A 19,752-nucleotide genomic window follows, 5' to 3' on the forward strand; every position below is an offset into this window, starting at 1 on the left:
GACTGGCTGCTAGGCGGCTTTTTTCACCACGCCATAGCGCAGCAATGTGCGGGCGCGCGCAGCGGCGTGGTCCACCACCGGTTGTGGATAGTCGCGGCCCAGCACCACACCGGCGCTCTGCAGCTCCAGTGGTTTGGCTTGCCACGGTGCGTGGATGGCCTTGTCGCCCAGGTTCTTGAGCGCCGGCAGGTAGCGTTTGATGAACTTGCCCTGGGCATCAAATTTTTCACTCTGGTTGACCGGGTTGAAGATGCGGAAGTAGGGTTGCGCATCGCAGCCGCTGGAAGCCACCCACTGCCAGCCGCCGTTGTTGGCACTCAGATCAAAGTCGTTGAGCTTTTCTGCAAAGTAACGCTCGCCCCAGCGCCAGTCGATCCCCAGATGTTTCACCAGAAAGCTGCCCGCCACCATGCGCAGGCGGTTGTGCATGTAGCCGGTCTGGTTGATCTGGGCCATGGCCGCATCCACGATGGGATAGCCGGTGCGGCCTTCGCACCAGGCGGCAAAGCGCTCCTCGGCCAGTGCGCCTTCTTCCCACTCGATGGCATCGTATTCGGGCTTGAAGGCGCCGGCGGCCACATGCGGGAAATTGGCCAGGATCTGGAAGTAGAAGTCGCGCCACACCAGTTCCGACAGCCAGGTCTGCGCGCCCGCGCTGCCTTTGGCGATGCGGCGCCGGGCCAGGTTGACCAGATGGCGCAACGACACCGTGCCAAAGCGCAGATGCACGCCCAGGTAGCTGGGGCCCTTCACCGCCGGGAGGTTGCGTGTCTCGTCGTAGCGGTCCATGCGCGCCACAAAGTCGTCCAGTAGGGACGCGGCACCCGACATGCCGGTGGGAATAGCCAGCGACAGGAGGTTGGTGGGTTCAAAGCCAATGGCTTGCAGCGCAGGCAGCACATGGTCATGGGCCGCAGGGCGGGGCGCCAGCTGCGGGCAGTGCGCGGGGAATTTGCTTTCAGGCAAGGGCGCATCGCCCAGCCTGGCCAGCCAGGCGCGCAGGTAGGGCGTGAACACGCCATAGGGCTTGCCGGTCTGGGTCAGTACTTCGCGCTCTTCAAAAATCACATGGTCCTTGACCTGTGCCAATTGAATGCCCTGCGCCAGCAGCGTGTGCTTGACTGCCGCATCGCGGGCCAGGGCCTGCGGCTCGTAGTCCTTGGCGGCAAACACGGCCTGGGCCTTGAGTGCAGCGGCCAATGCCGGTATTTCCTTTTCCGCCAGGCCGTGCAGCACGATCAGGCCCGCTCCGGGTTGGCCTGCGGCGGTGCGCAGGGTCTGGTCCAGCTCCAGCAGGGACGCGTGGATGAACTCCATCCGCCGATCCTGGCGCGGCAGCGCATCCAGAATCGCGGTGTCGAACACAAACACGCAGTGCACCTGGGCACATTGCTTGAGCGCCAAGGCCAGCGCCGGGTTGTCCTGCAGACGCAGGTCGCGCCGCAGCCAGACCAGACCGGTGTGAAAAGGGGTATGCATGCGAGCCGTTAAAATGAAGCCATGTCCGGCGATTCTGCACCCATCAACCTCACCAACCATTTCCTCATCGCTATGCCCGGGCTGGAGGACGACCTTTTTGGCAAGAGCGTGGTGTATGTGTGCGAGCACAGCTCGCGCGGTGCTTTGGGCCTGGTGATCAACAAGCCGGCCGACATGAAGCTGCCGGCCCTGTTCGACAAGGTGGAGCTGCCGCTCAAGCGGGAAGACCTGCAGGCCGAGCCCGTGTACCAGGGCGGCCCAGTGCAGACCGAGCGCGGCTTTGTGCTGCACGAGCCCATCTATATCGGCGAAGACGCCAAGAACGAAACCCTGTACGCCTCCACCATGACCATTCCCGGCGGGCTGGAGATGACCACCTCCAAGGACGTGCTCGAAGCCCTGTCCAGCGGCGCTGGCCCCAAGCGCGTCCTCATCACGCTGGGCTACTCCGCCTGGGGCGAGGGACAACTGGAGTCTGAACTCAGCGAAAACAGCTGGCTCACCGTGGACGCCGACCGCGGCGTGATCTTCGACACGCCCGTAGAGGAGCGCTACGAGCGCGCCCTGGGGCTGCTGGGACTGCAGTCCTGGATGATTTCCAACCAGGTGGGGCATGCATGAGCGTGGCTCCCGTCAGCACGCCCATGTCCGTACCCGCCACGCTCTCCACCTTCATTGCCTTTGACTTCGGCGAGAAGCGCACCGGCGTGGCCGTGGGCAACCGCTTGCTGGGCACAGCACAGCCGCAAGGCTCCATTCACGCGCAGGGCGATGCGCGCTTCGTGCAGATCGCCAAAGCGCTCCAGGAGTGGCAGCCCGATGCCATCGTCATCGGCGTGCCCTACCACCCGGATGGTGCCGCGCATGAAAACACCGCGCGCGCCAAAAAGTTCGGGCGCCAACTGCACGGCCGTTTCAAGCTGCCTGTCTTCGAGGTGGATGAGCGTTACAGCACCACCGAGGCCATTGCCAGCGGCGCCAAGGATGCCGACGCGGCATCGGCCTGCATCATTCTTGAACAGTTTTTAAGGAGTCTGTGATGAGCCACGACAACGACAAGGGGGCCCTGAGCGCCGCCGGGCCGTCCCAAGGCGCGAGCGCCCCCTCGGGGGGCAGCGAAGGTCGCGCAGCGACGAGCGTGGGGGCCTTGTTCCTCGATGCGGAGGCCTTGTACCGCGAACTGCTGCGCGGCGTGCAGATGGTGCGCCATGCCGACACGCGTCTGGTGGGCATCACATCCGGTGGCGCCTGGCTGGCTGAGCGGCTGCAGCGTGACTTGAATCTGCCGGGCAAGCCGGGCGTGATTTCCTCGGCCATGCACCGCGACGATTTTTCCAAGCGTGGCCTGTCCAACAGCGCGCAGACCCAGCTCCCGTTCGATGTGAACGATGCGCATATCCTGATCCTGGATGACGTGCTCTACACCGGCCGCACCTTGCGCGCCGTGATCAACGAGCTGTTCGACTATGGTCGCCCGGCCAGTGTGCAGCTCGCCGTGCTGGTGGATCGCGGCGGACGCGAGTTGCCGGTGCAGGCGGACTTTGCCGCTGCCCGCGTCACGCTGGGAGATGACCAGTCGCTGTCGCTGGCACGCGCTGAAGACGGCGTGTTCCGTTTTGAAGTGAAGAAGGCCTGACCATGCTCTACAAGCGCAACCCCCAACTCAACAAGAACGGCGAGCTGATTCACCTGCTCTCAGTGGAGGGCCTGCCCAAGGACATCCTCACCCACATCCTGGACACCGCCACCAACTTCGTCTCGGTCAACGACCGCGAAGTGAAGAAGGTTCCGCTGCTGCGCGGCAAAAGCGTGTTCAACCTGTTCTTCGAGAACTCCACCCGCACCCGTACCACCTTCGAGATTGCCGCCACGCGCCTCTCGGCCGACGTGATCAACCTGGACATCGCGCGCTCCAGCGCCTCCAAGGGCGAGTCGCTGCTGGACACCATCGCCAACCTGAGCGCCATGGCCGCCGACATGTTCGTGGTGCGCCACAGCGAGTCGGGTGCGCCCTATCTGATTGCCCAGCATGTGGCGCCGCATGTGCACGTGATCAACGCCGGTGACGGCCGCCACGCCCACCCCACGCAGGGCTTGCTGGACATGTACACCATCCGGCATTTCAAGAAGGATTTTTCCAACCTCACGGTGGCCATCGTGGGCGACGTGCTGCACTCGCGCGTGGCGCGCTCCGACATCCATGCGCTCACCACGCTGGGCTGCGCCGAAGTGCGCGTGGTCGGCCCCAAGACGCTGGTGCCAAGCGACATGGCACAGATGGGCGTTCGCGTGTTCCACACGCTGGAAGATGGCATCCGGGGTTGTGACGTGGTGATCATGCTGCGCCTGCAGAACGAGCGCATGAGCGGCGCACTGCTGCCCTCCAGCCATGAGTTTTTCAAGAGCTTTGGCCTCACACCCGAGAAGCTGCAACTGGCCAAGCCCGATGCCATCGTAATGCACCCCGGTCCCATCAACCGCGGGGTGGAAATCGACTCCGCCGTGGTGGACGGCAAGCAGAGCGTGATCCTGCCGCAGGTGACCTTTGGCATTGCGGTGCGCATGGCGGTGATGAGCATTGTGGCGGGCAACGAAGCATGAGCAGCACTACCACCAGCTCCCCTTACTGGAGCATTGGCATCGACAAGCTCAAAGCCTATGTGCCGGGCGAGCAACCGCAGACCGATGGTTGGGTCAAGCTCAACACCAACGAGTGCCCCTATCCGCCTTCACCGCTGGCGCTGCAGGCCATACGCGAGGCCACCAGCGACAAGTTGCGCCTCTATCCGGACCCCAACGGCACCGCGCTCAAGGCCACCATTGCCAAGCACTTTGGCCTGAACCCGGCGCATGTGTTTCTGGGCAACGGCTCCGATGAAGTGTTGGGCCATGCCTTCCTGGGCTTGCTCAAGCACGAGCAACCCATCCTCTATCCGGATGTGACTTACAGCTTCTATCCGGTGTATTGCGGCCTGTACGGCATTGCCTACCAGCAGGTGCCGCTGACAGCAGACTTTGCGGTGAATCTGGCCGACTACGCAGTGCCCAACGGTGGCATCGTGCTGCCCAACCCGAATGCGCCCACGGGCGTGGCCTTGTCGCTGGATGCCTTGCGCAACCTGCTACAGGCCAACCGCGCATCGGTGGTAGTGGTGGACGAAGCCTATGTGGACTTTGGCGCCCAGAGTGCTGCGGCACTCATTCCCGAATTCGACAACCTGCTGGTGGTGCAGACGCTCTCCAAGTCACGTGCACTGGCCGGTCTTCGCGTAGGCTTTGCGCTGGGTCATCCGGCCCTGATCGAAGGGCTGGCGCGGGTCAAGGACAGCTTCAACTCCTATCCGCTAGACCGCCTGGCATTGGTAGGTGCACAGGCCGCCATCGAAGACCAGGCCTATTTCGAGCAGATCACCTCTGCCGTGGTGCAAAGCCGCGACTGGCTGACGGCTGAGCTGGCAACGCTGGGGTTTGCCACGCTGCCTTCCAGCGCCAATTTTGTTTTCACCCACCATCCGCAGCACCAGGCCGCATGGCTGTTGGCGCAGTTGCGCGAGCGGCGCATCCTGGTGCGGCACTTCACGCAAGCGCGCATTGCCGACTACCTGCGCATATCGATCGGCACCCAGCAGGAATGCGAGACGTTGATTGCCGCGCTGCGCCAGATCGTGTCCAACCCCAAGTAAAGGCCTTTGTATGAATATCCTGATTCAAGGCGGACGTGTGATCGACCCGGCCAGCGGCTATGACGCCACCGCCGACGTTGCGGTCGCAGACGGCAAGATCCTCGCCACCGGCGCCATTCCCCAGGGCTTTGTGGCAGATACCGTCATCGACGCAAGCGGCTGTGTGGTGGCCCCCGGTCTGGTGGATCTGTCCATGCGTTTGCGCGAGCCTGGCCACGAGCACGAAGGCATGCTGGTATCCGAGTTGGCCGCCGCTGTGGCCGGCGGCGTGACCAGCGTGGTCTGTCCACCGGACACCGAACCGGTGCTGGACGTCCCCGGTCTGGTGGAAATGCTGCGCTACCGCTCGGAGCGCTTGCACCAGTCGCGCGTCTTCCCCCTGGGCGCGCTGACCCGCAAGCTGGAGGGCGAAGTGCTCACCGAAATGGTGGAACTGACCGAGGCTGGTTGCGTGGGCTTCAGCCAAGCCGACGTGCCCGTGGCCAACACCCAGGCCCTGCAGCGGGCGCTGCAATACGCTGGCACCTTTGGCTATGCGGTGTGGCTGCGCCCCCAGGAGCTGTACCTGGGCAAGGGTGTGGTGGCCAGCGGGCCACTGGCCACACGCATGGGGTTGAGCGGCGTGCCGGTGGCAGCCGAAACGATTGCGCTGCACACCATTTTCGAACTGGTGCGCGCTACGCGCACCCGGGTGCACCTGTGCCGCATCAGCAGCGCGGCTGGCGTGGAACTGGTACGCCAGGCCAAGTCCGAAGGGCTGCCCGTGACCTGCGACGTGAGCATCAATTCGCTGCACTTGACCGACGTGGACATCGGCTACTTTGACAGCCGCATGCGGGTCACCCCGGTACTGCGCCAGCAGCCCGATCGCGACGCCTTGCGTGCAGCGCTGGCGGACGGCACGATAGACGCGCTGGTGTCGGACCACACGCCGGTGGACGAAGACAACAAGGCCCTGCCTTTTGCAGAGAGCGAGCCGGGCGCCACCGGCGTTGAGCTGCTGCTCAGCCTGACCCTCAAATGGGCACAGGAGAGCGGCATCGGCCTGTCGGCCGCGCTGGCCACCATTACGCGCCGCCCTGCCAGTGTCATGGGCACCTCACTGGGGGCCTTGAGCCATGTGCTGGGAACGCTGGCCAGCGGTGCTGCAGCCGACATCTGCGTGTTCGATCCGCAGACGCACTGGACCGTGACTGCCGATGCGCTGCGCAGCCAGGGCAAGCACACACCGTTTGGCGGCTATGAGCTGCCCGGCAGGGTGCGCGCCACGCTGGTGGACGGGCGCATCGCCTACCGCGCCTGAGCCGCAGCCTGTGCGCAGCGCAAAGGCCGTCTGGCGATTGCTACAGGTGCTGCTGCACATCCTGCACGGCCTGTGGACCATCTGGCGTGTCTTTCCCCGGCTGTCGCAGCAGGAGCGGGATGCGCGTGCGCAGGTCTGGGCGAAAGCCCTGCTCAACAAGCTGTCCATCGAGTTGGTGGTGCGGGGCGTGCCTGCCGATGGCCCGGTATTGCTGGTGGCCAACCACATCTCCTGGCTGGACATCGTGGCCATGCAGGCGGTACGGCACTGCCGTTTTATTTCCAAGAGTGATGTGCGGCACTGGCCGCTGGTCGGCATGCTGGCCGCCGGGGCCGGCACCCTGTTCATTGAGCGCGCGTCTCGGCGTGATGCCATGCGCGTGGTGCACCAGATGGCCGATCAGCTGCGTGCGGGCGACGTGCTGGCCGTGTTCCCTGAAGGCACCACCGGCGACGGAACCCAGGTGTTGCCCTTCCATGCCAATTTGCTGCAGGCGGCCATTTCCGTGAATGTGCCGGTGCAACCGGTGGCGCTGGGTTTTGCGGATGGCGTCACCGGTCAGGCCAGCCTGGTGCCGTGCTACATCGGCGACGACACCTTGGTGCAATCGCTTTGGCGCACCGCCTGTACCGACCGACTGCAGGCCATCGTGCAATACGGACAAAGCCAGACCGCGCAGGGGCGCGATAGGCGCACCTGGGCCGAAGACCTGCGCCAAGCCGTTGTGGCCCTGCGCCAGACGTCCTAATAGGTCGAAGAGTTGGACGAGTCGCCCGAGGTGTGGTGGCGTTGCCCGCCGCCCCGTTTGGCGACGTACATGGCGCTGTCTGCCAGCACCAGAAGCTGGTCTGCGCTGTCCGCGTCTTCTGGATACAGCGCAATCCCGATGCTGGCGCCTATGACCAGCAAACGACTTCCGACCGTGTAAGGCTCGCTCACCCTGGCAATCAGCTTCCTGGCGATCTGGCCCGCTTCCGGCGCGCTGGGGTTGTCGGTCATCAGCAGGACAAATTCGTCGCCGCCAATGCGCCCGATGATGTCGGAGGCGCGCACGCATTCGCGCAGCCGCGCGGCCACTTGCTGCAGCAGCAGATCGCCCACGTCATGGCCGTGGGTATCGTTGATCAGCTTGAAACCATCCAGATCCATGAACAGCACCGCCAGGCTGCCCTTCTGGCGTTCGGCCAGGGCGAGGCTCTGCGCCATGCTGGCCTGAAAGGCCATGCGATTGGGCAAGCCGGTGAGCGGGTCGTGGTGCGCCAGATAGCTCATCTGCTTTTGCGATTGCAGCAGGCGGATCACCAGTTCGTTGAAACTCTTGACCATGGCGCCCACTTCGTCATGGCGTATCAGCGGCAGCGGAGCCAGAGGAGTGTCGCCCTTGGCCATGGCCCGCATCTGCGCTGCCGAGTCGACCAGCGGCCGGAAGATGTAGGCAAGGATGACGACCAGAAACAGGATGACCAGAAGGCTCACCACCAGGCCGCCTTTCATGACCTGGGACAAAAGCTTGTCTACAGTCCTGAACGCCTCGCTGCTGGGGGTGCGCACGACCAGAAACCATTGGGCGCTGGGTACGTCCGTGACGGCCACCAACTCCTCCTTGCCCTGGGCATTCACAGTCACCCCGGTGCCTCGCCAGCCCAGCATGGCTTTGTCGTGCAGCGGGTTGCGCCCCACGGCGGGTGTCGGGCTGAGCCGCATGTCCGGGTTGCTGGCGGTGACGAACATTTTGTCGCGCGGGGAAATCAGCAACATGCCACCACTGTTGCCGACGATGCCCTTCTGGACCAGATCCAGAAAGCCGGGTGAATTCAATGCAGTCACCCCCATCAGCACGCCGATGATCTGCTGCTGGTCGTTGCGTATAGGAACCGCCATGTTGATGACGGCCACCTTGGCTGCGCGGCCTATGCTGGGTCTGCCAATGGCGAACTCGCCCTTGTCGCGCGCCTGACGGAACCAGTCCCTGTCGTTGAAGTCCAGCTCGGAGCGGCCAGGCAGCACCGGGTAGTCGGCGATGGCGCCCCTGCCATCTTCTGCGACCACCACCACCCCGAAGCTGAACAGGGGGGCAATCGCATCATTGGACTTCAGCCAGTTTCGCAGTTCTTCCGGGTGGGAGAGCGCATGCCGGGGCAGCTCCTTGCTCAGGCGTTCCAGAAACTGCCGGCGTGCCCTGATCTTGGTGTCAATGTCCTCGGCAACATACTTGCCCATGGAGAGCTGCTGCGCATTGACGACCTCGGTGATGCCGCTCTTCAGCGTGGATTGGATCACCAGATAGCGCACCACACTGCCGGTCAGAACCAGGGTGATTGCGAGCGCGATGAGTTTGATGACCAGACTGTGCGTGTACTTCACTGATTGGAAGTTCTTGAAATGCATGACCCGCTTCCAATGGATGACTGTGACCGCAGACTGCAATGGCGCCGTTTCCGTACAGCGACCACATTGATTTTGAAGAGCGAATTCTAGAGTGCATTGGGGTAACCGAAGTTACCGTTTGGCCAAATAGCGCGGAAGGTCAAGCCCATGGGCGCACGGGTCACGCCAAGCACACGGGCGGTGCGGCAGGATCTAGTGTGGTTTTTCTTGACTTTCGTCAAAAAAGTGAAAGCGATTGCGTCCGGCCATCTTGGCACGGTACATCGACTGATCGGCACGGCGCAGCAGCAGATCTGGGTGTGTGCCATCGCGTGGATAGACTGCAATGCCCATGCTGGCCGACACCTGGAGCTGGGTCCCGTCCACGGTGACGGGTTCACTGGCAGCCTGCAGCAGACGATCCAGCACAGGCTCAGAGTCGTCGCTGTGGTCGAGGTCCACCAGCACCGCGACGAATTCGTCGCCGCCCAGGCGTGCCAAGGTGTCGCCGTCGCGCAGGGCGCCTTTCATGCGCTGGGACAGCACGACCAGCAGTTCGTCGCCCACATCGTGACCATGGGTGTCGTTGACCAGCTTGAATCCGTCCAGGTCCAGGAAGACCACGGCTAGCGCCTGCTTGCGCCGCTGGCTCTGGCTCATGGCCTGGTGCAAGCGGTCCGCCAGCAGCAGCCGGTTGGGCAAATGGGTGAGGGTGTCAAAGTGCGCCAGGTTCTCCAGCTGCTTCTGGTAGGTCTTCATGGCAGTGATGTCGGTAAACAGCATCACGTAGTTCAGTACCTTGCCTTGCGCATCGGTCACTGCACTGATGGTGAGCATTTCCACGTAGGCATCACCGTTCTTGCGCACGCTCCAGATTTCGCCGCTCCAGTGTCCTTCGCCCTTGAGCCCTTTCCAGATGGTCTCCAGGTAGCCATCCGAATGGGGGCCGGGCCGCAAGACATAGGGTTGGGTTCCCATTACCTCTTCGCGCTCATAGCCCGTGATGGTGGTGAAGGTGCGATTGACTTCGACGATACGGGTGTCGGCGTCGGTGATGACAATGCCCTCGCGCGCATGGCTGAACACATTGGCCGCCAGTTGCAGTTTGTCTCTGGAGCGTTTGCGTTCAGTGATGTCTGTCAGACTGGCCAGCACAGCAGGCGCCCCACCGTATTGAATGAGGGTGCCGGTCATCTGCACGTCGACGACGGAACCGTCCACGCGAAAGAGCTTCATGTCCAGTGCAGGCGAATTCAAGCCGGTTTTCTCGCGTTCCTTGATCCGTTGTCGCGTGATTTCCCGGAAGTCCGGATGGGTCATCTCCATGATGGGCAGGCCCATCAATGCTTGCGCACTGGGGGCGCGCAAAATCTGGACTGCTGCCGGGTTGGCGTACACCACATGGGTATGTTGGTGCACGATGATGCCCATGGGCAAAAACTCCACCAGCGTGCGGTAACGGGCCTCGCTTTCGCGCAACTGGCGACCTTCGGTGTCACGCTCGATGGCAATGCAGGCCAGTGCGGCGTACTGCTGGATGAGTACCAGGTCCACTTCCTCCGGCGCCCGCGGCTCGTGGTAGTAGATGGCAAAGGTGCCGAGCACCTTGCCGGAAGATGAAACGATGGGTTGGGACCAGCAGGCCGCCAGCCGCGCCTGGCGTGCCAGCGGACGATACGGTTCCCAGTAGGGGTGGGTGGCGATGTCTTCCACTACGACGCGACTGGCCGTGTAGGCGGCGGTTCCGCAGGAGCCGGCCGCAGGGCCGATCTCCAGCCCGACCAGGGCCGAGGTGTAGAAATCCGGCAGGCTGGGGCCCATGGCATGGGCAACGCGTTTGCCCTCTTCGTCCAACCGTATCAGGCTGCACAGGGCGCCAGGGCGCAGGGCTTCAAAGCCATGCAGCAACACTTCAAAAATGCGGGTGAGGGGGGCGTTTTCCACCAGCAGTTCCAGCACTTGCGTACGGAACTGGGCCTCTTCGCGGTTCAGGACTTCGTTGGCGCCGGATCTGTCAGAAGCAGTCACAGTTTCTCTCCCCCCATGCGCAATGGTACTCCTGAGCCCGCAAAAACACCTTACAAATCGGCTTGTCATCACGGGGCATCCGGCAATAATCACGCCATCAACCGTACAGGCCGCCCATGCAAACCTATCAAACGCTCACACCCCACCAGCACGATCTGGGAGGCGGTTTCATCGTGCGGCGACTCCTGCCCTCGGCGCAGCGCCAGGCCGTCGGGCCGTTCATCTTCTTTGACCATTTCGGCCCGGTGCATGCGCAGCCCAGCGACAACCACGATGTACGGCCCCATCCGCATATCGGCCTGTCCACCGTCACCTATCTGTTTGAAGGCGCCATGATGCACCGCGACTCCACCGGCGCCGTGCAGCGCATGGAGCCTGGAGAACTCAACTGGATGACGGCGGGCAAGGGCATCGTCCATTCCGAGCGCACGCCCGATGACTTGCGCGACAAACCCCGCGTGTCGCACGGCCTGCAACTGTGGATGGCCCTGCCAGCTGAAGAAGAAGAGTGCGAGCCCTTTTTGCTGCATTTCGATGCGCAGGACATTCCCAAGGTGCAGCTGCCCGGTGCGCGCGTGACGGTCATGGCTGGGTCTGCATTTGGTGCCACCTCGCCGGTGCCGGCCAAGTCGCCCACCATCTACCTGGACATGGCGCTCGAAGCCGGTGCCGCATTGCAGATTCCGGCCAACTATTCCGAGCGCGCGCTGTATGCGCTGGACAGCAGTTGCACGCTGGACGGTGAGCCCCTGGCGCAGCACCAGATGGTGGTGCTGCCAACCGGCAGCACGCCTGCCTTGCGTGCCAGCGGCGCGGCGCGCGTGGTGCTGGTGGGTGGCGAGCCGCTGGGTCACCGCTTCATCGCCTGGAACTTCGTCTCCAGCCGTAAGGAGCGGTTGACGCAGGCCAAGGAAGACTGGATCGCCCAGCGCTTTGACCCCATCCCCGGCGAGACCGAGTTCATTCCCTATCCCGCGCCGCGGCCCGCTGCCTGAGCATGGTGCGCGCCCATCGCCGCACGGTGCTGCGCGCCTTGGCACTGTCGCCGCTGGCCGGTGTGGCGCATGCCGCATCCACCGATGCGGCCCGTTGGTCGCCCTGGCCGGCATCCCGTCGCACGCCATCGCTGACCCTGCCCACGCTGGACGGTGCAACCTGGGACCTTACGCAGGTCAAGGGGCAGGCCGTGCTGCTCAACTTCTGGGCTACCTGGTGCGAGCCCTGCCGCGCTGAAATGCCCTCGCTGCAGGCGTTGCAAAAGCAGTACCGCGACCGCAATCTGCTGGTGGTCACGGTGAACTTCCGGGAGTCTCGCGACGCGGTGCAGCGCTACCGCGATGTGCTGGGGCTGGACTTCATGGTGCTGCGCGACTCGTATGGCGATGTGAGCCTGGCTTGGGGTGTGCGCACCTTTCCCACGTCCGTGCTGATAGACCGCGCCGGGCGCGCGCAATGGTCGGTCCAGGGTGAGGTGGACTGGGCTGACTCGGCGGTGCGACAGAAGATCGAAACCAGGCTGTAGTCGGAGTTGGGTACAGTTGGCCCCCTTGATACGCCAACCATTTGCGAGTTCCACCATGACCCTTACACGCCGCCGCATGCTGCAAGCCGGATGCGCCGCCATCGCCACCCCCACCATTCTTGAACGCGCCTTTGCTGCCGAGCGCCGCTTCGAGCCGCAGGTTCAGGGCTGGCGCACCTTTGAAGTCACCACCAATGTCCAGGTCGCAGATGCCAAGGGTGTCACCCGCATCTGGCTGCCGGTGCCTGATCTGGACAACGACTTCCAACGCGCTGGTCTCAACAGCTGGAGCGGCAACGCCACCAGTGCGCGCCTGGTGTCTGACGCCAGGACCGGCACACGCATGCTGTACGCCGAGTTTGCGGCCGACGTGGCCGCGCCAACGCTGTCGCTGACCAGCGCGGTGCAGACGCGCAACCGCGCCATCGACTGGTCACGCAAAGTGGCGGCTCACGAAGACCCCGTCGTGCTGCGCGCCAACCTGGCCGCCACCGAGCTGCTGCCGATTGATGGCGTGGTACTGGAGACCGCCAAGAAGGCCATTCAGGGCGCGGGCAGCGATGTCGAGAAAGTGCGCGCCATCTACCAATGGGTGGTGGACAACGCCTACCGTGAACCCAGCACACGCGGTTGCGGTGTGGGCGACATCAAGGCCATGCTGGAGAGCGGCAACCTGGGCGGCAAGTGCGCCGACCTGAACGCCATCTTTGTCGGCTTGTGCCGTGCGGTGGGCGTGCCCGCGCGCGACATCTACGGCCTGCGTGTGGCGCCTTCCGCCTTTGGCTACAAGGAGCTGGGCGGCAACTCGGCCAGCCTCAAGGGCGCGCAGCATTGCCGCGCCGAAGTCTTCCTGAAGGAATATGGCTGGGTGGCGATGGACCCGGCCGACGTGCTCAAGGTGATGCGCCAGGAAACACCCGAGTGGATCAAGGACGTCTCCAACCCGGTCTCTGCACCCGTGGCCAAGGGCCTGTTCGGAGGTTGGGAAGGCAACTGGGTGGGCTGGAACACCGCCCACGACCTGAAGCTGCCCAACTACTCGCGGCCACAGACGCTGCCGTTCCTGATGTATCCGCAAGGCGAGAACGGCAACGGTCGCTTTGACGAGCTGGCGCCCGACAGCTTCCGCTACACCATCTCGGCCAAGGAACTGACGGTTTAGATAACCTGAACCTGTGCCGCTCCGGTGGCCAGGCGGCCAATCACCGCCGCCTCGCTGAAGTCTTGCGCACGCAAGATGCCCAGCACCTGATCCGCCACATGCGGCGCACAGGCAATCAGCAGGCCGCCGCTGGTCTGCGGGTCCGACAGCATGTTCTGCTTCCACAGCTCGCATCCGGGGGGCAACAGCATGCTGCTGCCGTAACCATCCCAGTTGCGCTTGGAGGCTCCGGTGGCGATGCCACTCTGTGCAATCTCTGCGGCCAGCAGAATCACGGGGACTGCATCAAATGTCACTTGCGCAGACAGCGATGAGCCGCGGCAAATTTCCAGCAGATGGCCGGCCAGGCCAAAGCCGGTGACGTCGGTCATGGCGTGCACGTCGGGCAGGTCGGCCAGGGCGATGCCGGGTGTGTTGAGCTTGGTCGTCCAGCGCACCATGTCGGCATAGCCTTCGGCCGAGAGCGTGCCCTTCTTGAGCGCCGCAGACAGCATGCCCACACCCAGCGGTTTGCTCAGGATCAGCACATCGCCGGCCTGCGCCGCGTTGTTGCGCTTGACCTTGTCGGGGTGCACCAGACCGATGCCGACCAGACCGTAGATGGGCTCCAGCGTGTCGATGCTGTGGCCACCTGCCACCGGAATGCCCGCGGCCTTGCACACGTCCTGCCCACCGGCCAGGATCAGGCGGATTGCTTCTTCCGGAATCTTGCCCAGCGGCATGCCCACCAGGGCCAGCGCAAACAAGGGCGTGCCGCCCATGGCGTACACGTCCGACAGCGCGTTGGTCGCGGCAATGCGGCCAAAGTCATACGGGTCGTCCACGATGGGCGTAAAGAAGTCGGTGGTGGCGATGACGGCCTGCTGGTCGTTGAGCTTGTAGACCGCGGCATCGTCGCTGGTCTCGGTGCCCACCAGCAGGTCCGGCGGCAGCAGCGGCATGTTGCTGCTGGCCAGCAGGCGCGAGAGCACCGCTGGCGCAATCTTGCAGCCGCAGCCGCCGCCGTGGCTGAATTCGGTCAGGCGAATGGCCGCCACGGTTTCGGGGTTGGCAAGGGAGGAGGGGGAGCTGGTGGTCGGCATATAAAATTGCGTCTCTGATTCAACATGCAACGGGACACCCATTGACTTCAATTGATCATACCCGTGCGACTGTTGAGCAGCTGGCCGAGTTCGACACCATCATCGACGCGCGCAGCCCTGCCGAGTTTGCCGAAGACCATATTCCCGGTGCCATCAACTGCCCCGTGCTGGACAACGAACAGCGCATCATCGTGGGTACCTTGTACAAGCAGGCGTCACCCTTCGAGGCGCGCAAGGTCGGCGCGGTGCTGGTGGCGCGCAATGTGGCCAACCATATCGAGACCTACTTCGCCGACAAACCCAAGAACTGGAAGCCGCTGGTGTACTGCTGGCGCGGCGGCCAGCGCAGCGGCGCTTTCACCCACATCCTGCGCGAGGTGGGCTGGTCGGCCAAGCGCCTGCAGGGCGGTTACAAGTCCTGGCGCCACCATGTGATCGAGCAACTGGGTAGCCTGCCACAGGCCCTGCGCTTTACCGTGGTGGCTGGCCCCACCGGCAGCGCCAAGACGCGGGTGCTCGAAGCTTTGGAGCGCCTGGGTCATCAGGTATTGAACCTGGAAGCGCTGGCGCAACACAAAGGCTCGGTGCTGGGCGACCTGCCGGGGCAGCCGCAGCCTTCGCAAAAGATGTTCGAAACCCTGGTACTCGCCGAAGTGTCGCGTTTTGATCCGGCGCGCCCGGTGTTTGTGGAGTCCGAGAGCAAGCGCGTGGGGCAGCTGCGCGTGCCCGATGCGGTGTTTGAAGGCATACAAAGCGGCAACTGGGTGCGCGTGCAAGCCAGCATGGAAGAGCGCGTGCAGTTCCTGCTGCGCGACTATGACTACTTCCTGAGCGGCCCGGTGCTGGAGCAGCAGCTGGACCGCCTCAAGGAATTGTGCGGTGGCGAAACCGTCAAGCGCTGGAAGTCACTGGCCGCCAGCAAGGAATTCGCCACCCTGGTGGCCGAGCTGCTGTCCCAGCACTACGACCGGTTTTACCTGCGCTCGCTGAACAACCACGCCGAGGCCAGTACGCCGCAGGCTACTTTTGTTGCGCAGGATTTGTCGGCCGAGGGGATTGAAGCGCTGGCTCGGGCTATTGGGGCTGCTGCGTCCTGAGTCTGTTCTTCCAATCAATTCGCCCCTAGCCCCAGCCATGTCCCCGCCATTCCACCGTTGCGTTGTACTAAACGGCCCGGTCTCGGGTGTGCATGCGGTGCACATGCACAGCAATCGCGCCTTTAACAGGCATTGCCATGACAGTTTTGGATTCGGGCTGATGGATGCGGGTGGTCAGGTCTCTGCCAGTGGTCGCGGACCAGTGGAATCACTTGCCGGGAACATCATCACCACCAACCCCGGTGAGATACACGATGGTGTGCCCCTGCAGCGGCGTCCACGGTGTTGGCGTATGGTCTATGTTTCTACGCAGCTCATGGCGGATGCGGTGGGCTTGGATACTGTGGAGTTGACCCGCCCCGTGCTGGAGGATGCCGAGCTGCGCCAGACGGTTGATGCACTGCTACGGCACTGGGCGCCCACACAGGGGCCGGACTCTGGCGCAGAGGAAATGCTCACCCACACCCTGGGCATGTTGGTGCAGCGTTATGGCAACCGGGCACTGCCCGATGTGCTTCCCTCTACGTTGTGCGCGGTCCGCGAGAGTCTGCTGGACCAGATGGACGCGCCGCCGTCGCTTGAAGCGCTGTCGAAGTTAGCAGGGCTTTCGCGTTTCCAGTTGGTGCGCCAGTTTGCGCGGACGTTTGGTCTGCCGCCCTTTGCCTGGCTGCAGCAGCAACGGCTGCACCGCGCACAGGCGCGGATAGCCAAGGGATATTCGCTCACGGAATCGGCCCTGTCCTGTGGCTTTGCCGACCAGAGCCACATGACCCGCGCCTTTCAACGGTTCCTCGGCTACACACCGGGCATGTGGCAACACGCGCAGCACAGGCTGCAATAACGTTCAAGACCCGACGGCCCACCCGCAACGAAGATGGCCCCAACACACCACCGGGTGTGTTCTTCATGGCGGAAGGGCCTTTCATGATCAGTCTTGAATTTCTTGTGACCTCGTTGGTGGTGGTCGTCACTCCTGGAACCGGCGTGTTGCTCACGGTTTCCACTGCGCTGTCGCAGGGGCGCTTGGCGGGTGTGTATGCGGCGATGGGCTGCACGCTGGGCATCTTGCCGCACATGTTGGCTGCAGGCCTTGGGTTAGCCGCAGCCATGCACGCTGGCAGCCTTGCTTTTCAGGCGCTCAAGGTGCTGGGCGTGCTGTATCTGCTCTATCTGGCCGTGTTGACCTGGCGTGACCGAACTGCCTTCACGGTTGACGAAGCACGCCCGCCTGTCCGTGCATGGAGTCTGGTAACCAAGGCCATCTTGCTGAACTCGCTCAATCCAAAGCTCTCGCTCTTCTTTCTGGCCTTCCTACCCCAATTTATGGACGCTTCCGCTGCGCAGCCTCTTGTGGCATTTGGCGTGCTGAGTGCCGTTTTCATGACCATGACCTTGGCGGTTTTCGTGGGTTACGGCATGTTGGCTCACGGCTTTCGGAGCATCGTGATTCAGACACCTACCGTGCAGGCCGGGCTGCGCAAGAGCTTTGCAGTGGCCTTCGTCTTCATGGCGGCAAGGTTGGCATGGACCGAGGGCACACCGTAAACTCAGCATAACAATGCTCGTGTTAACGACACCATTTTGCGATCCTGCGTGCTCTTTCAAAAGGAGCACACCAAATGGATTCGTTGACACTTTCCCAAATCTTCGTGGCCTGGCTTGTAGCCTCCGTTCCCGTGAGTTTGTTTGTAGGGCACTGCATCTTCGGCTCCAATCGTTGCGAGTGATAGGTCACCAAACTGCAAACAGACCTTCACGCAGGTCTTCCCGAAGCATATATTTCGATGCGATCAAAGACGCCTTAGCGTGCCTACTCTCGTGTTTGGGCTTGCGTCGCCGCAGCCAGCGTGTAGGTGGTTGAATCAGCAAAAACAGCAGCGTAATTAAGCACTCAGCGCCTCCAGAAGAGGCGCAACATCTTGCGCTAGACTGAGGCTCTTACTTCTTGTAAGAACAATCCGACTCAGCATTTGACGGCGAGAAAGACGTGAATATTTCTCTGTCTTCACCCAACACATCCACTTCGCCTCTCCCCGAAACGAGCCGGCGCATACTGTTTGCGCTGCTCGTATCGGTGGTACTGCACTGCAGCCTTCTCGTCGCCGGCTGGCGGAATGCAGAGCCCATACGTCTTACACCACCAGAGCCCACTTTCCTCACACTGAGGCTGCGGACCCTGCCTCCACCTTCCAACGAATCCACAGAAAGACAAGGTAACACTGTTGACACGGCGAGTAGGATTGCCCGACGTGAGCGGACGGAGCCCTCACCACAAAACGCTTCAGACGCAGGCGTACAGGTCCAGGTTCCTGAGTCACCTGCCCAGGCCAAGCACGATGCACCGGCAAAAGACGACGGCAATTTGCAGCCACTGGACATTTCACCCCAGGCAATTTCCAATGCGGCGCGGCGCACCGGTCCTGAAAGCATCGCGCAAGCCGCCAACCGGCAGCTCAATGCAGGTGGTGTTCCCCCAAGCAATGAGCTAGCCAAAGGGATAGCTTCCGGCACGATACCCGATTGCCTCAACGACTCCACCGATGACATCAAACGAAACAACTCCAAGCCCCTCGGTGGGCTGTTGGCACTGCCGTACTTGGTCTATTCGGCCGCGACCGGAAAATGCAAATAGCAGAAAAGATCTTGGTCCATGACGTCTCTCTCATTCAAACGCCTGGCACTCCTCATCTTTGTCGTTGTCCCCATCGCGGCATGGTTCGTGGTGAAGCCCATACGGGTCCTGGCACCTGGCTTCATCGGTATCACTTGCCCAGTGGATGGCGTCTGTCTGGATGACGCATCCAAATTGGACGAAGCAAAGGCGCTTCATGCGGAAGGCAGAGCATTTGTCGCGTCTGCCTTGACCCCATTGAGCGAGAACCCGAAAGTCATCTACTGCGCAACGGTTGCCTGCGCCGAGTCCTTTGGATTGGGCGCCCGTTCCGCCGTTACCGTTGGCCACTTTGGCACAGTCATTGGACCAAGGGCTTGGAAGCCGTACTACGTTCGGCACGAGATGATTCACGTCTTGCAAGCTGAGCAGATTGGTGTCATTCCTCTTCTTTTCAAACCATCGTGGTTTGTCGAGGGCATGGCTTATGCATTGAGTGAGGACCCAAGGGAGCCCTTGGCGGAACCCTTTGAAACAGATCGGAAGCTGTTCAAGGGCTGGTATCAGGCGACGGGTAAGGATTCTGTTTGGGTAGCGGCGAAGAAGCTGTGATGGTGGGCTTGCATTGCTTTCTGCACATGCGCAAAGGCCACCAGAGTCGACAAATGGCGATGACATGTGTCAGCAAATCCGATACAAGAAAGCAATCTGTCCATTGAACTCTGCAAGGCCCAAGGCAAACCCTTGTCAGCGCCGAAGATGTTGTCACTTGCGCTGGCAGTACTGGCCACAGCGACCGAGTCACTTCGGAGATACGACTTGACTTAACGAAACTTTACTCATTGTTTACCGCCGTAGAACCTGGCAGAAGTCGTACGCCAATAAATTGAACTTCAATCGGAATACCATGAACGATTTCAATTGTGGCTTGCAGGAGACTTCTGTTTCGCCAGTTATTTTTGACAAAAATCGTGGAGACGCAATTGGAATCAATATAGGCAGACTATGGCTTTGGAAAAGGTTGAACCTAAGCTACTGATCGGCATGTTTGCACTAGTTGGTCTGCTTCGTTTTAGTGATTTCGCATTCAGCAATCCGAATCCGGACTTGATGCGCTCGTCTTTTCTGTTGTTATGGGGGGAAGCTGCTGCTCCAAAGTTTGAGACATGGAGAGCGTTGTTGACCAGTTTGGTTCGCGCCGAAGAGGCAGAAAAGATGAAGAAAATTAATGACTTCTACAACAGGAACATCCTCTTCAAGGACTCAACCGAAATTTGGGCAGACAAGGACTACTGGCCAACGCCCAATGAAACGCTTGGACGAGGTGCAGCACATTGCACGGGGTATGCACTTGCAAAGTACTACTCACTGAAGCTGGCTGGTGTTTCCGCAGACAAGTTGCGATTGGTCTACGTTAA

Annotated in this window: 20 protein-coding genes; 16 read left to right on the top strand and 4 right to left on the bottom strand. The window is 62.1% G+C overall.

Features of this window, described 5'->3' with window-relative positions:
- Positions 1-9: 9 nt before the first annotated feature.
- Positions 10-1,479 carry a cryptochrome/photolyase family protein gene (locus tag AC1RMF_RS13075; RefSeq protein WP_493141945.1) on the bottom strand — a complete coding sequence of 490 codons (1,470 nt, stop codon included), beginning with the start codon at positions 1,477-1,479 and terminating at the stop codon, positions 10-12.
- Between the two features lie 21 nt (positions 1,480-1,500).
- Here AC1RMF_RS13075 and AC1RMF_RS13080 point away from each other — a divergent pair, with 21 nt between their 5' ends.
- Genes AC1RMF_RS13080 through AC1RMF_RS13110 form a run of 7 tightly spaced genes read left to right on the top strand, consistent with a single transcriptional unit; the run spans position 1,501 to position 7,213 of the window.
- On the top strand, positions 1,501-2,100 hold the full coding sequence (locus tag AC1RMF_RS13080) for a YqgE/AlgH family protein (RefSeq protein ID WP_342620777.1): 600 nt from the start codon (positions 1,501-1,503) through the stop codon (positions 2,098-2,100).
- Entirely contained in the window at positions 2,097-2,519 is a 423-nt protein-coding gene (gene ruvX / locus AC1RMF_RS13085; RefSeq protein ID WP_342620778.1) for a Holliday junction resolvase RuvX, read from the top strand. The genes AC1RMF_RS13080 and ruvX overlap by 4 nt, the downstream gene beginning before the upstream one ends.
- Positions 2,519-3,115, top strand: coding sequence for a bifunctional pyr operon transcriptional regulator/uracil phosphoribosyltransferase PyrR (gene pyrR / locus AC1RMF_RS13090; RefSeq protein WP_493141947.1), 597 nt, complete (start codon positions 2,519-2,521; stop codon positions 3,113-3,115). Before ruvX ends, pyrR begins: the two co-directional genes overlap by 1 nt.
- Before the next feature lie 2 nt (positions 3,116-3,117).
- Positions 3,118-4,080 (top strand): aspartate carbamoyltransferase catalytic subunit, encoded by a 963-nt coding sequence (locus AC1RMF_RS13095; protein WP_493141948.1) that lies wholly within the window; start codon positions 3,118-3,120, stop codon positions 4,078-4,080.
- Positions 4,077-5,162 (top strand): histidinol-phosphate transaminase, encoded by a 1,086-nt coding sequence (hisC, locus tag AC1RMF_RS13100; protein WP_493141950.1) that lies wholly within the window; start codon positions 4,077-4,079, stop codon positions 5,160-5,162. The genes AC1RMF_RS13095 and hisC overlap by 4 nt, the downstream gene beginning before the upstream one ends.
- 10 nt (positions 5,163-5,172) lie before the next feature.
- Positions 5,173-6,465 (top strand): dihydroorotase, encoded by a 1,293-nt coding sequence (locus AC1RMF_RS13105; protein ID WP_493141952.1) that lies wholly within the window; start codon positions 5,173-5,175, stop codon positions 6,463-6,465.
- Positions 6,466-6,475: 10 nt separating this feature from the next.
- Positions 6,476-7,213 carry a lysophospholipid acyltransferase family protein gene (locus AC1RMF_RS13110; RefSeq protein ID WP_342620783.1) on the top strand — a complete coding sequence of 246 codons (738 nt, stop codon included), beginning with the start codon at positions 6,476-6,478 and terminating at the stop codon, positions 7,211-7,213.
- Here the strand turns inward: AC1RMF_RS13110 and AC1RMF_RS13115 are convergent.
- Positions 7,210-8,853: a cache domain-containing sensor histidine kinase gene (locus AC1RMF_RS13115; RefSeq protein WP_493141954.1), complete on the bottom strand. Its 1,644-nt coding sequence runs from the start codon at positions 8,851-8,853 to the stop codon at positions 7,210-7,212. The two genes, AC1RMF_RS13110 and AC1RMF_RS13115, sit on opposite strands and share 4 nt — an antisense overlap.
- A gap of 192 nt (positions 8,854-9,045) precedes the next feature.
- The gene (locus AC1RMF_RS13120; protein ID WP_493141955.1) at positions 9,046-10,860 is read right to left on the bottom strand and encodes a sensor domain-containing diguanylate cyclase; all 1,815 of its coding nucleotides are present in this window, start codon (positions 10,858-10,860) and stop codon (positions 9,046-9,048) included.
- 116 nt (positions 10,861-10,976) lie between these two features.
- Here AC1RMF_RS13120 and AC1RMF_RS13125 point away from each other — a divergent pair, with 116 nt between their 5' ends.
- Genes AC1RMF_RS13125 through AC1RMF_RS13135 form a run of 3 tightly spaced genes read left to right on the top strand, consistent with a single transcriptional unit; the run spans position 10,977 to position 13,544 of the window.
- Positions 10,977-11,855, top strand: a complete 879-nt coding sequence (locus AC1RMF_RS13125; protein ID WP_493141957.1) for a pirin family protein — start codon at positions 10,977-10,979, stop codon at positions 11,853-11,855.
- Positions 11,856-11,857: 2 nt separating this feature from the next.
- Positions 11,858-12,382, top strand: coding sequence for a TlpA family protein disulfide reductase (locus AC1RMF_RS13130; protein WP_493141959.1), 525 nt, complete (start codon positions 11,858-11,860; stop codon positions 12,380-12,382).
- 55 nt (positions 12,383-12,437) lie between these two features.
- A complete protein-coding gene (locus AC1RMF_RS13135) occupies positions 12,438-13,544 on the top strand; it encodes a transglutaminase-like domain-containing protein (RefSeq protein ID WP_493141960.1) in 1,107 nt (368 codons plus the stop codon).
- Here AC1RMF_RS13135 and selD read toward each other — a convergent pair.
- On the bottom strand, positions 13,541-14,626 hold the full coding sequence (gene selD, locus AC1RMF_RS13140) for a selenide, water dikinase SelD (RefSeq protein WP_493141962.1): 1,086 nt from the start codon (positions 14,624-14,626) through the stop codon (positions 13,541-13,543). The genes AC1RMF_RS13135 and selD overlap by 4 nt on opposite strands.
- 41 nt (positions 14,627-14,667) lie before the next feature.
- Between selD and mnmH the strand changes: the two genes are divergently transcribed.
- The 6 genes from mnmH to AC1RMF_RS13170 form a co-directional block, all read left to right on the top strand.
- On the top strand, positions 14,668-15,723 hold the full coding sequence (gene mnmH / locus AC1RMF_RS13145) for a tRNA 2-selenouridine(34) synthase MnmH (RefSeq protein WP_493141964.1): 1,056 nt from the start codon (positions 14,668-14,670) through the stop codon (positions 15,721-15,723).
- Between the two features lie 103 nt (positions 15,724-15,826).
- The gene (locus AC1RMF_RS13150; RefSeq protein WP_493141966.1) at positions 15,827-16,564 is read left to right on the top strand and encodes an AraC family transcriptional regulator; all 738 of its coding nucleotides are present in this window, start codon (positions 15,827-15,829) and stop codon (positions 16,562-16,564) included.
- An 83-nt stretch (positions 16,565-16,647) separates the two neighbouring features.
- Positions 16,648-17,268, top strand: coding sequence for a LysE family translocator (locus AC1RMF_RS13155; protein ID WP_493141968.1), 621 nt, complete (start codon positions 16,648-16,650; stop codon positions 17,266-17,268).
- Between the two features lie 817 nt (positions 17,269-18,085).
- Positions 18,086-18,355 (top strand): hypothetical protein, encoded by a 270-nt coding sequence (locus AC1RMF_RS13160; protein ID WP_493141970.1) that lies wholly within the window; start codon positions 18,086-18,088, stop codon positions 18,353-18,355.
- Between the two features lie 18 nt (positions 18,356-18,373).
- Complete coding sequence (locus AC1RMF_RS13165; protein WP_493141972.1) at positions 18,374-18,946, top strand: hypothetical protein; 573 nt, start codon at positions 18,374-18,376, stop codon at positions 18,944-18,946.
- Positions 18,947-19,339: 393 nt separating this feature from the next.
- Positions 19,340-19,752 (top strand): transglutaminase-like cysteine peptidase (locus AC1RMF_RS13170; protein ID WP_493141973.1); only part of this gene is annotated, 413 nt, incomplete at its 3' end.

It is taken from the genome of Rhodoferax sp. GW822-FHT04A08 (genome assembly GCF_058801025.1).

Bases quoted from the DNA above. Each gene is read 5' to 3' on its own strand.
- AC1RMF_RS13075 (WP_493141945.1), bottom strand. From the start codon at position 1,479: ATGCATACCCCTTTTCACACCGGTCTGGTCTGGCTGCGGCGCGACCTG.
- AC1RMF_RS13080 (WP_342620777.1), top strand. From the start codon at position 1,501: ATGTCCGGCGATTCTGCACCCATCAACCTCACCAACCATTTCCTCATC.
- ruvX (WP_342620778.1), top strand. From the start codon at position 2,097: ATGAGCGTGGCTCCCGTCAGCACGCCCATGTCCGTACCCGCCACGCTC.
- pyrR (WP_493141947.1), top strand. From the start codon at position 2,519: ATGAGCCACGACAACGACAAGGGGGCCCTGAGCGCCGCCGGGCCGTCC.
- AC1RMF_RS13095 (WP_493141948.1), top strand. From the start codon at position 3,118: ATGCTCTACAAGCGCAACCCCCAACTCAACAAGAACGGCGAGCTGATT.
- hisC (WP_493141950.1), top strand. From the start codon at position 4,077: ATGAGCAGCACTACCACCAGCTCCCCTTACTGGAGCATTGGCATCGAC.
- AC1RMF_RS13105 (WP_493141952.1), top strand. From the start codon at position 5,173: ATGAATATCCTGATTCAAGGCGGACGTGTGATCGACCCGGCCAGCGGC.
- AC1RMF_RS13115 (WP_493141954.1), bottom strand. From the start codon at position 8,853: ATGCATTTCAAGAACTTCCAATCAGTGAAGTACACGCACAGTCTGGTC.
- AC1RMF_RS13125 (WP_493141957.1), top strand. From the start codon at position 10,977: ATGCAAACCTATCAAACGCTCACACCCCACCAGCACGATCTGGGAGGC.
- AC1RMF_RS13130 (WP_493141959.1), top strand. From the start codon at position 11,858: ATGGTGCGCGCCCATCGCCGCACGGTGCTGCGCGCCTTGGCACTGTCG.
- AC1RMF_RS13135 (WP_493141960.1), top strand. From the start codon at position 12,438: ATGACCCTTACACGCCGCCGCATGCTGCAAGCCGGATGCGCCGCCATC.
- selD (WP_493141962.1), bottom strand. From the start codon at position 14,626: ATGCCGACCACCAGCTCCCCCTCCTCCCTTGCCAACCCCGAAACCGTG.
- AC1RMF_RS13150 (WP_493141966.1), top strand. From the start codon at position 15,827: ATGCACAGCAATCGCGCCTTTAACAGGCATTGCCATGACAGTTTTGGA.
- AC1RMF_RS13155 (WP_493141968.1), top strand. From the start codon at position 16,648: ATGATCAGTCTTGAATTTCTTGTGACCTCGTTGGTGGTGGTCGTCACT.
- AC1RMF_RS13165 (WP_493141972.1), top strand. From the start codon at position 18,374: ATGACGTCTCTCTCATTCAAACGCCTGGCACTCCTCATCTTTGTCGTT.